At 36.8% G+C, this 13,155-nt stretch carries 13 protein-coding genes; 12 read left to right on the top strand and 1 reads right to left on the bottom strand.

The annotated features are described in order from the left end of the window. Positions 1–99: 99 nt before the first annotated feature. Entirely contained in the window at positions 100–975 is an 876-nt protein-coding gene (locus ACK4M9_RS15710) for a YitT family protein (protein WP_409852521.1), read from the bottom strand. A 203-nt stretch (positions 976–1,178) separates the two neighbouring features. Between ACK4M9_RS15710 and ACK4M9_RS15715 the strand changes: the two genes are divergently transcribed. The 12 genes from ACK4M9_RS15715 (at position 1,179) to dinG (ending at position 13,140) form a co-directional block, all read left to right on the top strand. Further along, complete coding sequence (locus ACK4M9_RS15715; protein WP_409852524.1) at positions 1,179–1,508, top strand: nucleotide pyrophosphohydrolase; 330 nt, start codon at positions 1,179–1,181, stop codon at positions 1,506–1,508. Between the two features lie 13 nt (positions 1,509–1,521). Continuing rightward, entirely contained in the window at positions 1,522–2,328 is an 807-nt protein-coding gene (gene dapB / locus ACK4M9_RS15720; RefSeq protein WP_409852632.1) for a 4-hydroxy-tetrahydrodipicolinate reductase, read from the top strand. 16 nt (positions 2,329–2,344) lie between these two features. Further along, positions 2,345–2,743, top strand: coding sequence for a methylglyoxal synthase (gene mgsA / locus ACK4M9_RS15725; protein ID WP_409852527.1), 399 nt, complete (start codon positions 2,345–2,347; stop codon positions 2,741–2,743). Then, entirely contained in the window at positions 2,740–3,456 is a 717-nt protein-coding gene (bshB1, locus tag ACK4M9_RS15730; protein ID WP_409852635.1) for a bacillithiol biosynthesis deacetylase BshB1, read from the top strand. The genes mgsA and bshB1 overlap by 4 nt, the downstream gene beginning before the upstream one ends. Next, positions 3,453–4,595, top strand: coding sequence for an N-acetyl-alpha-D-glucosaminyl L-malate synthase BshA (gene bshA, locus ACK4M9_RS15735; protein ID WP_409852530.1), 1,143 nt, complete (start codon positions 3,453–3,455; stop codon positions 4,593–4,595). Before bshB1 ends, bshA begins: the two co-directional genes overlap by 4 nt. Before the next feature lie 16 nt (positions 4,596–4,611). After that, the gene (locus ACK4M9_RS15740) at positions 4,612–5,769 is read left to right on the top strand and encodes a CCA tRNA nucleotidyltransferase (protein ID WP_409852532.1); all 1,158 of its coding nucleotides are present in this window, start codon (positions 4,612–4,614) and stop codon (positions 5,767–5,769) included. Next, a complete protein-coding gene (locus ACK4M9_RS15745) occupies positions 5,759–6,733 on the top strand; it encodes a biotin--[acetyl-CoA-carboxylase] ligase (RefSeq protein ID WP_409852534.1) in 975 nt (324 codons plus the stop codon). The genes ACK4M9_RS15740 and ACK4M9_RS15745 overlap by 11 nt, the downstream gene beginning before the upstream one ends. 277 nt (positions 6,734–7,010) lie before the next feature. Beyond that, complete coding sequence (gene panB / locus ACK4M9_RS15750; RefSeq protein WP_409852536.1) at positions 7,011–7,847, top strand: 3-methyl-2-oxobutanoate hydroxymethyltransferase; 837 nt, start codon at positions 7,011–7,013, stop codon at positions 7,845–7,847. Continuing rightward, a complete protein-coding gene (gene panC, locus ACK4M9_RS15755; protein WP_409852539.1) occupies positions 7,844–8,692 on the top strand; it encodes a pantoate--beta-alanine ligase in 849 nt (282 codons plus the stop codon). Before panB ends, panC begins: the two co-directional genes overlap by 4 nt. A 27-nt stretch (positions 8,693–8,719) precedes the next feature. Then, a complete protein-coding gene (panD, locus tag ACK4M9_RS15760) occupies positions 8,720–9,103 on the top strand; it encodes an aspartate 1-decarboxylase (protein ID WP_409852542.1) in 384 nt (127 codons plus the stop codon). A 68-nt stretch (positions 9,104–9,171) separates the two neighbouring features. Continuing rightward, positions 9,172–10,218, top strand: coding sequence for a tetratricopeptide repeat protein (locus tag ACK4M9_RS15765; RefSeq protein WP_409852545.1), 1,047 nt, complete (start codon positions 9,172–9,174; stop codon positions 10,216–10,218). Between the two features lie 108 nt (positions 10,219–10,326). After that, positions 10,327–13,140, top strand: a complete 2,814-nt coding sequence (gene dinG / locus ACK4M9_RS15770; RefSeq protein WP_409852547.1) for an ATP-dependent DNA helicase DinG — start codon at positions 10,327–10,329, stop codon at positions 13,138–13,140. The last annotated feature ends 15 nt before the right edge of the window (positions 13,141–13,155 follow it).

Below are 13,155 nucleotides of genomic sequence, written 5' to 3' on the forward strand. Positions count from 1 at the left end.
TGATCAATCCTTTTTTTTGCTTTTATCGAAACTAATTGATATACACTAACAACTCTATACTAGTAAACTGAATTACTAGTACGACCATTCTACATTAATCTAATGTTCAATCGGTCGTTTATATTCATCTAACGTAAAACCTTCACCAATGACGTCTTGAACGTCATTTACAGTAACAAATGCATGGGGATCAACTTTTTCAATTATTGTTTTTAAGCGAATCAACTCATTTCTACTTACGACACAATACAAAATTTCCTTATCAGAACCAGAAAAACTTCCTGTACCTTTCAATACAGTTACTCCCCTATCCATCTGCTTTAAAATACAGCTTGATATTTCCTGAGATTTCTCAGAAATAATGAATGCAGCCTTCCCGGAATAAGCACCTTGTTGCATAAAGTCGATGACTTTTGCGCTAATAAAAACCGCAACTAGCGTGTACATCGCTTCACGATAATCTAAGTAGAAGATCAAGGAAGAAGTAATAACAGCAGCATCAAACATAAACATTGTTTTTCCCATACTCCACCCATGATATTTAAAGCCAAGGCGTGCAATGATGTCGACGCCTCCTGTTGTACCTCCAAAGCGGAAGACAATCCCCAAACCAACACCAATGAACACCCCAGCAAACAAAGAAACAAGGGTCATATCGTCATGTAGTGGAATTTCCAAAAATCGATATCTTTGAAAGATAAATAAAAACAACGATAAACCAATCGTTCCGATTAAGGTGTAAATAAACGAGTTTCTTCCAAGCACTTTCCAGCCAATAAAAAATAACGGGATATTTAATAGCAAATTCGTGTAAGCTGGATCAAAGTTAAAGATAAAAAACAAAATTAACGTGATCCCAGTAAAGCCGCCATCTGCAAGATTGTTTTCCATATTAAAGTAGACAAGCCCAAACGACATAATTGCCGCGCCAAATAAAATATAAAAAACGTTTTTCAGTTTAATTGGTGTGTTCATAATGGCAAAATTCCTTTTCTAATTATTCATGACCATGCGAACTATATTATAACGAAGTTTTTACAATAAATAAATGAAGGTTATAATGGAAAGTGTATTTTAGTTTAGGTTATTTAAAAACTCCCATTCCACTTTGTAAATAATATTTGTCAAATCATGCAGATTTAGCTAACATGTAAACTAGAAGTAAATGAGGTGATATTGTGAGTGAAAAACGTTTAAATGATATTCAAAGAGAAGTAGATCAATACATTGGGCAATTTAAAGAAGGTTACTTTAGCCCCTTAGCGATGCTCGCAAGGATGACCGAAGAACTAGGGGAGTTAGCTCGTGAGGTTAATCACCATTATGGGGAAAAGCCAAAGAAGAATAGCGAAGAAGAACGATCGATGGAACAAGAGCTAGGCGATATGTTTTTTGTCTTAGTATGTTTTGCGAATTCTTTAAACATTAATTTAGAAGAAGCCTTCGACCTTGTGATGGAGAAATTCAAAACTCGTGATAAAGATCGTTGGACGAAAATAGAAGAGTAAAGGAGTAATAATGATGACACAATCAACAATAAAAGTTGCGATTACTGGTGCAGGCGGAAAAATGGGACAGGAAGCAGTTCGGATGGTAACATCAACTCCACACTTTCAATTAGTTGCGGCAATTGATACTAAAAACGAAGGCAAATTACTTTCAGAAATTGATGGAATGCCTAATGTCGATGTTTTAATGTATGTAGATTTACATAAAGCTTTAACAGAGCAAGAAGTCGATGTCTTAATAGATTTAACAAACCCGACATTTGGTAGAAAGCATATGGAAATTGCTTTTGAACATGGGGTAAGGCCAGTAGTAGGGACAACTGGATTTACTGAACAAGATGTGGCGGAACTGTCGCAAATCGCCCAAGAAAGAGGACTGGGTGCTGTGATTGCTCCAAACTTTGCGATTGGCGCGATCTTAATGATGAAATTTTCGCAAATGGCAGCAAAATTCTTGCCAGACGTAGAAATCATCGAAATGCATCATGATAAGAAACTTGATGCGCCATCTGGAACGGCTGTAAAAACGGCACAAATGATTGCCGAAGTGAGAGCGCCAAAACAACAAGGCAACCCAGAAGAAAAAGAAGAGCTAGTAGGAGCAAAAGGAGCAGATTTCCAGGGGATGCGAATTCATAGTGTTCGCTTACCAGGCCTTGTTGCCCATCAGGAGGTTATTTTCGGTGGAGTAGGACAAACATTGACAATTCGCCATGACTCGATTGATCGAACATCGTTCATGCCAGGGATTCGTTTAGCTGTTGAAACAGTAATGAAGCTTGATCTATTAGTATATGGCTTAGAGAATATTATAGAGTAAAGGGGAGGATGTAAAGATGAAGATTGCCTTAATTGCCCATGATAAGAAAAAGCCAGATATGGTTCAATTTGCTATTGCTTATGAATCGATCTTGAAAAATCATCAACTATATAGCACAGGCACTACGGGAATGCGGGTTATGGAGGCTACAAACCTACAGATTGAAAGGTTTCAATCAGGACCACTTGGAGGAGACCAACAAATTGGTGCACTAGTTGCTAAAAATGAAATGGACTTAGTATTATTTTTTAGAGATCCACTCGCAGCACAACCGCATGAACCTGACATTACGGCATTAATTCGTTTATGTGATGTCTATGCGATACCGTTAGCTACAAATATGGCAACGGGAGAAATCTTGGTGAAGGGTCTTGCAAGAGGAGATTTTGAATGGAGAAAAATAGTCAATCCATGATTAGTGAAAACAGTCTACAGTTGTTAGCTTTCGGGGCCCATGCTGATGATGTCGAAATCGGAATGGGTGGTACGATTGCCCAATATAGTCGGCAAGGTTACGCTGTAGGAATTTGTGATCTAACAAAAGCTGAATTATCATCTAATGGCAATATTGAACTTAGAATGAAAGAAGCCAAACGCGCTCAACAAATTCTTGGTGTGAACAGACGTATTCAACTTGAGATACCAGACCGCGGAATTACGATTACAAACGATCACATAAAAAAAATTGTGACAGTGATCCGTCAATATCGACCACAGATTATTTTTGCTCCTTTTTACGAGGATCGTCACCCTGACCACGGTCATTGTGCCAGGCTTGTCAAAGAAGCTGTATTCTCAGCTGGTATTAAAAAATTCGAGGATGAACAGCAATTACCACCGCATAAGGCTGAAGCCTTTTATTACTATATGATTAACGGTTTTCATAAGCCGAGCTTTGTCATAGATATATCAAATGAAATAAATTTGAAAATTGAAGCGTTGGAAGCTTATGAAAGTCAATTTTTGAAGCAACCAGGCGGTGTTGATACACCGTTAACAAACGGTTACATAACATCAGTATTAGCTAGAGAAAGTTTATTTGGAAAAGAACTAGGGGTTGAATATGGTGAAGGCTTTATAACTGAGCAACCAATACTTGTTCAACAATTACTGAGGGAGAAGCGATGAAACTAAAAATTGGAATTACTTGTTATCCAACAGTCGGCGGTTCTGGAATTATAGCCACTGAACTTGGAAAACTGTTAGCTGAACGGGGTCATGAAATTCACTTCATTACTTCTGGGGTACCATTTCGATTAGATAAAGTTTATTCTAATATTTTTTACCATGAAGTTGAAGTTAATCATTACTCGGTGTTTCAATTTCCACCCTATGATTTATCTTTAGCTAACAAGATGGCTGAGGTAGCTAAAAGAGAACAGCTTGATCTTCTTCATGTTCATTATGCGATACCACATGCTATTTGTGCCTATTTAGCCAAAGAAATCGTCGGTGGAAATTTGAAGATCGTAACAACACTTCATGGAACAGACATTACGGTGTTAGGAAATGACCATTCCTTAAGTGAAATCATTCGATTGGGGATAGAGAAGTCTGATGCTGTTACCGCGGTATCAAATGATTTAATCGAGCAAACGGAAGAACGCTTACAGACAAAAAATAAAATATATCCTATATATAATTTTATTGATCAGCGTGTCTATTACAAAAAAGACTGCATTTGTCTAAAAAGTGAATATAAAATTCGTGATGATGAAAAAGTGGTTATCCATGTATCCAATTTTCGGCCTGTGAAACGAGTTCCAGATGTGGTGCGAAGCTTTGCGAAAATTATTGAACATGTGGATGCAAAACTCTTGCTATTAGGCGATGGACCAGAGTATTCGAAAGTATGTCGGTTAGTTAAGGAACTAGGTATTCAGGATAAAGTGTTATTTTTAGGAAATCAAAAGCATGTTTCAGACTTTCTGTCTATTAGTGACTTAATGATGCTGCTATCAGAAAAAGAGAGCTTTGGTTTAGTATTACTTGAAGCAATGGCTTGCCAGGTTCCAGTGATTGGAACACGGGCTGGTGGAATACCTGAGGTAATTGCTGATGGTGAGACCGGATATATTTGTGAAATTGGTGATATCGATAAAATTGCTTTACGTGCTGTGGAGATTCTAACGAATCGTCAGCTTCATGAAACTATGGCAAACAACTCTTTTAATCGAGCAAAAACGTATTTTAGTCAAGAAAAAATTGTTTCAGAATATGAAGACATTTATTACACCGTTTTAAATGAGGAAAAAGCTATTGAATAGAAAGAAGGAACAACATATGACAAATCTCTTTCGTCAGGCAAAGGAGATTTTGAATAGATTAGAAGAAGCAGGTTATGAAAGTTACATAGTCGGTGGAGCAGTTCGTGATTTTTTACTTAACAACGCTATTCATGACTTTGACATTACTACCTCTGCTCCAATTGCTGCCATTAAACGTTTATTCCCTAAGACGATTGATGTTGCAGTAAAACACGGAACGGTTGTTATTTTTCATGAAGGTGCTTCCTTTGAAGTGACGAGCTTCAGAGGGAACTCGCTATTGGAAGATTTAAGGCTCCGTGATTTCACGATGAACGCGATGGCGATCAATAGTAAAGGCATAATATATGACCCTTATTGTGGTGAAGCTGATATTAAAAGCAAAACTATACGTGGTGTAGAAGAACCGCAAAGTCGTTTTGAAGAAGATCCACTAAGAATGTTAAGGGCGATTAGGTTTGTCAGTCAACTTTCTTTTACAATTGAAGAAGAAACAGCAATGGCGATTTTGACATGTGGTGATCATATTAATAAAGTAGCTATTGAACGAATTACAGTAGAGTTAGAAAAGATCTGGCTTGGAAAATTTGTTGAAAAGGCATTTGAGCAATTTCAGGATACGAAGCTGCTTGCGAAAATTGACCACCTTCGCCCATTACAGGCCGCCTTACAGAGTCAGAAGATTATTACTATGGTTAAGAAAGTAGCGAGTATCACCGAAGTATGGACATTATTGCTGTTTATGTCCAATCATAAAGAAGCCACTGACTATCTCCACCTTATGAAACAGTCCAAAAAAATCATTACTGAAGTAAATTTAATTTTGAGTCGCCTCACTTCTGTAGTAGAGTGTGGGTTTTCATTAGAAGATTATTATTATTTAGGGCTAGAAACAACTATGAAAACTGAGCGGATAAGGGCGGCACTCTCAAATGAAACAGCAAATCTAAGGGCAGTTGAATTAGCTTTTAGTGAGCTTCCGATTAAGGTGAAACAAGAGCTATCCCTGAGTGGGAATGATGTTATGCTATACCTTAATAAAGCAGAGCCAAAAACTCGAATTGGTGAGTTATTAACGATTGCAGAAAAGGCTGTCGTGACAAAGAAGGTAGCAAATGAAAAGCATGCGATCATTAGTTGGTTACGAAAGGAGGGGTTTATTCATGCGGAGTAAGCTATTAGAAATGTTGATTGAGCAACAAGGAGAATTTGTTTCTGGTGAAGCAATTAGTAATTCGTTAAATTGTTCAAGAACTGCAGTTTGGAAGCATATTGAAGAGCTGCGTAAAGCAGGCTATAAATTAGAAGCAGCACCCAGAAAGGGCTATCGGATTATTCATCAACCTAATTTACTAACAGAAAATGAAATTAAAGCAGGTTTAGTGACAAAGTATGTTGGGAAATTTGTCGTATATGAACAAACAGTTTCATCAACACAAGAAATTGCTCATCGGATTGCTAGGGATGGTGCCGAGGAAGGAACAGTAGTTGTCGCTGATGAGCAAATTGGTGGTAAAGGAAGGTTAGGTAGACCTTGGTTCTCTCCTATTGGAACAGGCATTTGGCTAAGTTTAATTTTAAAGCCGAAAATCCCACCGCAACAAGCGCCACAATTGACACTGTTAACGGCTGTTGCTGTAATTCGTGGTATTGAAAGTGCTATAGGAGTCCATTGTGATATAAAATGGCCAAACGATATTTTATTAAATGACAAGAAGTTAGTAGGTATTCTCACAGAAATGCAAGCTGACCCTGATCAAATTCATTCAGTTATAATTGGAATTGGCCTTAACGTGAATCAAACCTCATTTCCAAAAGAGATTAGCGATATTGCCACTTCTTTATTCATTGAAAAAGGTGAAGAAGTAAATCGAGCGACTATTTTACATAACATCCTAGCCCAATTTGAGCAGCTTTATGAATTGTTTTTAGAAGCAGGTTTTTTACCAATTAAACAAATGTGGGAAGCTCATGCGATTACAATTGGACGGAGAATTACGGCAAGAACTATTAGCGGTTCAATTGAAGGGTTTGCTAAGGGTATTACAGATGAAGGTGTGCTCCTATTAGAAGATGATTTTGGAACAACACATAAAATTTATTCAGCTGATATTGAATTTAATGGCACAAAGTTGTAAAAAGATGATATAATCAGAGCGATATGGGCAGTATCATAAGAACTGCACCATCACCGAAGAAAAGTTTTTTCAATAAAACATAGTCTGCCTTGATCCTGTAGGACTAGGACAGAGGGATAATGAAACTAACATGATTTGCCATTCACAGAAACTCTTATTTTCTGTTGTGCCAAGTTAAATCCTTCTCTCCTTTTGGTGAGAAGTTTTTTGCTTTTGTAGAAAATAAGAAAGAATAGTTTCATTTTTTCTCCTCTAAAACAATAAAGGAGGAAATCGAATGAAAACAACAGTAACGTTTAAACAAATGAAAAAAAATAAAGAAAAAATCGCCATGTTAACAGCCTATGATGCTCCTTCAGCGAAGCTTATTGAAGAAGCTGGTGTTGATGTTATTCTAGTCGGTGATTCTCTTGGAATGGTCGTACTTGGATATGATTCAACGATTCCTGTTACTCTAGAAGATATGATCCTCCACACGAAGGCAGTTAAACGTGGTGCAAAGGATACGTTTATTGTGACGGATATGCCTTTTTTAACATACCATTCAACTCTAGAAGAAACGATGAACAATGCCAAGCGGCTTATGCAAGAAGCCGGGGCTCATGCTGTGAAGCTAGAAGGAAATGGTGCAGTTATTGAAAAAATGGCTCTGTTAACAAAAGCAGGAGTACCAGTTGTTGCTCATTTAGGGTTAACACCTCAATCAGTGGGTGTCATGGGTGGCTATCGTGTCCAAGGAAAAGACGCAGAAACTGCTAAGCAACTAATTGAAGACTCAAAACAAGTAGAGCATGCAGGAGCATGTATTCTTGTGTTAGAATGTGTCCCGACCCAAATTGCCCAATTTATTCAAAAGGAATTAACAATTCCTGTTATTGGCATTGGTGCAGGTGTTGATACAGACGGGCAAGTCCTTGTCTATCATGACTTAGTCGGCTATGGAAACGGGCATGTACCGAAATTTGTAAAGCAGTATGCGAATATTACTGAAACGATTTTAGATGCGGTGAGCTCTTATATAAAAGAAGTTAAAGAAGCACAGTTTCCAATGGAACAGCATACATTTACGATGAAAAACGAAGAGCTAGATCGCTTGTATGGAGGCCAACAATGATCATTATTCGGACAATTGCCGAGTTACAAAAACTAGTTACCAAATTGAAACATGCAGGAAAAACAATTGGCTTTGTTCCAACAATGGGCTACTTACATGAAGGTCATATCTCATTAGTAGAAAATGCCAAAAGGCATGATGAATTTATTATTTTAAGTATTTTTGTAAATCCACTTCAATTTGGACCTAATGAAGATTTCGACCGTTATCCAAGAGATTTCAAAAGGGACGAAGAATTAGCAAAAGCAGCAGAAGTAGATGTCATTTTTTACCCTGACGTCAAAGAAATGTATCCAAACATCATGTCATGTAGTGTTACCGTGCAAAAGGGAGTTGAAGTGCTCTGTGGGAAATCACGTCCAGGTCACTTTGATGGTGTAGCAACTGTTGTCTTAAAACTGTTTAATATCGTTCAACCAACACGTGCTTATTTTGGAATGAAGGACGCTCAGCAAGTAGCAGTTATTGAAAATGTGGTCAACGATTTTAATTTACCTGTTGAAGTGATTAAATGTAAGACACTAAGAGAAGTAGACGGCTTGGCGAAAAGCTCCAGAAATGTCTATCTTTCAGTTGAAGAAAGAAGAGAAGCTAAAGAGATCTTTGTGAGTCTACAACAAGCATTAGCCCAAATAGCTTCTGGTGAAAAAAATCCCTCTGCTATTAAAGAGCGTATCAGTAATTATTTACAATCACAGACTAGTGGCATCATTGATTATGTCGAAGTGTTAGCTTATCCAAGCTTAGATGTGCTCGAAACTATTCAAGGTGAGCTTATAATTGCAATTGCCTTGAAGTTCTCACAAGCTCGCTTAATTGATAACGTCACCGTAACAGTTCAATAATAAAAATGAGAAAACGGGGGTATAACCATGTTTAGACAAATGATGAAAGGAAAAATTCATCGTGCGCGAGTTACTGAGGCAAACTTAAATTATGTTGGCAGTATTACAATAGATGAAGATATATTAGATGCGGTCGATATGCTGCCCAATGAAAAAGTGCAGATTGTTAATAATAACAATGGAGCAAGACTTGAAACATACATTATTCCAGGTGAACGAGGTAGTGGTGTTATTTGTTTGAATGGGGCAGCTGCAAGACTTGTTCAACAAGGAGACATTGTCATCATTATCTCATACGGTCTTGTGACGGATGAAGCCGCAAAAACATTCCAACCTAAAGTAGCCATTATGGATGAAAACAATCGAATCGTTGAAATGCTTGGTACAGAACCTGCATTTACAGTACGGTAATATGGAATATTAATTCCCCTAATGTAAAACACTTAGCATAAGTTGTTTTAGCGTTAGGGGGATTTTTAATGGAAAAATGGGTGAATGATTGGCATTACAGATATCAAAAATTAAAAAAAGCAATCCAAAATAGCGATAAAGTAAATGAAAACTTATATGAGGAATTGGCAAAAGAATGCGGTGCAATATTAGAAACTTGGATGGAAATGGAAGACAAACTAGATGATATTAAAGAGTTAAAAGCACAAACAAAAGGTAAAGCAAATTCGATACCAAAACATCTTGAAGGACCAACCTATTTTCAACTTGAAATGTTTGGTAAAGCAATTAAAACATTAAAAACAGAAATAGCTAGTGAAAAACCAGAGGAGCTAATTCTTTATTTATATTTAGGTTTTTCATACCTTTATGAAGGGAAAATTGATGAGGGGAAAGAAGCCTTTTTATTTGTCATTCATACAAGTAGCAATTCATTTGAAAAGCATTTTGCTTATGTAGGATTAGGGTGTTTATATGGACGTATTCATCAATATGAAGATGCTATTCATTTTTTTGAAAAGGCAAATTCCCTTTATAAAAATGTAGACGTACCATATAATATAGGGATGGCTTTTGTTATGTTAAAAAAATATGAACTCGCGATTCCTTATTTTGAAAAAGCTATAAAAGCAAACGTAGAAGACGGTGAAGCGCACTATTTACTAGGATCTTGTTATTTAAAACTTGGAAATGAAACGAAGGCGTTCGAAGCATGGTACTCTGCACTTCAGTTATTAGAATATAAGGATTTGCTCGTAACAATTGCCTATGAGTTCGAAAGATACGGTTATTACAGTGCAGCAATTCATTGTTACAAACGACTCGAGGCGTTAGGGTATACTGAAAGTTGGGTAGACCACGGTATTGCATGGAATTATGGGCTTTTAGAAGAAAAAGACCGTGCGATCTCGATGTTTGAAAGTCTGATTGCAGCGAATGGGGACGAGGTTAATATTTGGATTTCTTATCTATGGCTATTATCTAAGTGGGATGACAAAGAACGATTAAAGATTGTTATTGAAAAAACAAAACAGAAAAAAATAGAACATCCATTAATCGATAAAATCTTAAGTTAATGGTATGATTATACAATCAATTTGAAAACGAAAGGTTCAGGGGTATATTTCCTTGGACTTTTCGCTGTAGTTAAACAGTATTAATTACATAAAGAGGGGGTGAAGCTAGTGAAGCAAAAGTATGTAGTGGTAGATTTAGAAACGACAGGTAACAATCCTAGAAAAGGCGATCGAATTATTCAAATTGGCGTCGTCGTCGTTGAAGAAGGGGAAATCGTCAATAGATTTTCTAGCTTCATTAATCCAGAAATTGAAATACCTGCTTTTATCCAACAATTTACGGGAATTAGTAATGAGATGGTTTCAGATGCACCACTTTTTAGTAGTGTTGCGCCTACTTTAATGGAATTTTTAAATGGTGCCTATTTTGTTGCTCATAATGTTCCTTTTGATTTGTCATTTTTGCAGTATGAACTAGAGCTCTCGGGCTATAATACTTTTTTGGGTCCAATTATCGATACAGTTGAACTTGCTAGGTTATTATTACCTTCTGAAGAGGCTTTCAAACTTAATCATTTGGCAACTAAATTACATTTAAATCATGATCGTCCTCATCAAGCTGATAGTGATGCAGAGGTAACAGCGGAAATATTAGTAATACTACTGAAGAAATTGGTTAATTTACCATTATTAACGTTACAAAAACTAAAACCAATTGCAAGTAAGCTTGACAGTTCTCTAGATGATGTTATCCAAACTGCAATTACCGATAAAATGACAAAAGTGGCAATACATAATGATGATGTAGACGAATACCGCCAGCTTGTCATCCGAAAAGCATCAGCTCCAATTGCCAATAATGAAAGCTTTAAGGATGATCTAGAATTCAAAGATGAATTACCAGAGATTGAAACAAGACTTGCAAATGTGATGGATGGTTTTGAAATTCGCGAAGGACAAAGAGAGATGATGAATTTAATTGATGACGCCCTTCTCTCAAATCAACATCTCCTTGTAGAAGCTGGAACAGGAACCGGGAAATCGTTAGCTTATTTACTACCAGGACTCTTTTATGCAAAACAAACAGAAACGTCATTAATCATCAGTACACATACCGTGCAATTACAGCAACAACTAATTGAACGAGATATGCTAATTCTAAAAGAAGCTGTTTCTTTTCCATTTCGTTCCGCTGTCTTAAAAGGAAGAAGCCATTATTTATGTTTACGGAAATTTGAACAAAAGCTTGATGAGTCAATAAGTGAAAATTATGACACCCTCCTTTCAAAAGGGCAGATTTTAGTTTGGCTAACTGAAACAGTCGATGGAGATGTTGAACAGTTAAATTTACCAAGTGGTGGTAAAGTATTTTGGAGTGAAGTTCAAAGCGATGCGGCTTCATGTATCGGGAAGCATTGTCCGTGGTTTTCAAGATGTTTTTATCATCGTGCTAGAAACAATGCTTATGGAGCAGATTTAATCATTACAAACCATGCCCTCCTATTTACAGATATGACTCAAGACCACCAGCTATTGCCTAGTTATAAGCAAGTCATTGTAGACGAAGCGCATCATTTAGAAGAAATAGCTAGCGATCACTTTGGGCTCAGAACCGATTACTTAACGTTCCATCATTTATTTTCAAGATTAGGGACGTTAGAGTCTCATGATTTACTACGACTTGTTGCAACGGTACAAGAGGAAGTTGGGTTAAATTTAGATGATTTTTTTCAAAAACTTGAGCGACTAATCATTGATTTGAAGTTCGAAGTAGACGATTCTTTTCGACTCATTCATGCAACAGTTGTAAATCGTGTTGCAAGGTCAAAGCAAGAAGTAGGTAGGAAGAGTTTACGCTACTACCCAAATCAAATGACTGGTAGTGGTTGGAAGGAAATTCAAGAAGCGGTTCTTAGAGTGCAGATGCTGTTAGGTGATGCACTAAAATTAATGAAAAGAATAAATGAGGAATTTTCTTTAGATGAGTATGAGTTAAACTTTACTCAAACAGGTATTTTAACATCGTTTAAAGGGTTTTACGCAAATTTATCAGAAGAAAAGGGTAAGCTAGAGGAATTGCTATTACAATACGATCCGAACTTTGTGTACTGGATTGAAGTTGATGTTAAGGGTGCTAAAAACGCTACATATATATACAGTAAGCCAATTGAGGTTGGTGAAATATTGGCGGATAACTTTTTTAGTAAGAAGTCGAGTGTTGTTATGACTTCTGCGACTTTAACCGTGAGAAATTCTTTTAACTACATTATTAATCGATTAGGATTAGAAGACTTTGGTGCAATGACACAAATGATCGAGTCGCCGTTTAACTATGCCGATCAAGTGCAGCTTATGGTACCAACAACATTACCGAATATAAAAGAAGTTGACGAGAATGAATATATTTATGAGGTTATCATCAGTATTTTAGACATTGCCAAAGTCACTAAAGGGAGAATGTTAGTTTTATTCACTTCTTATGACATGCTTCGTAAAGCCTATTATCAGTTGAAGGATTTTATTGTGAACGAAGAGTTCGTTCTCATTGGACAAGGAATTAGTAGTGGTAGTAGGGCTAAACTAACGAAAAATTTTAAACAATTTGATCAAGCAATCTTGTTTGGAACGAGTTCTTTTTGGGAAGGGGTGGATATCCCTGGAGAAGATTTAAGTTGTTTAGTCATTGTAAGGCTTCCGTTCTCACCACCAGATAATCCAGTTTTCGAAGCAAGAAGTGAAAAAATAAAAGCTTTTGGGAAAAGTCCATTTATGGAACTTTCATTACCACAAGCAATTATTCGCTTTAAGCAAGGGTTTGGAAGGCTAATTCGCTCTTCTCATGACCGAGGTGCAGTATTTATTTTTGATCGTAGAATTACTGAAACCCGCTATGGAAAGCTGTTTATTCAGTCGCTACCAGCTGCTCCACTGAAAGAAAACTCTCTAGATCAACTATTATACGAATTAGAAAATTGGTTATAATGTAAAAGATTTGTA

It is taken from the genome of Anaerobacillus sp. (assembly GCF_046314235.1).
Taxonomy (GTDB): Bacteria; Bacillota; Bacilli; order Bacillales; family Anaerobacillaceae; genus Anaerobacillus.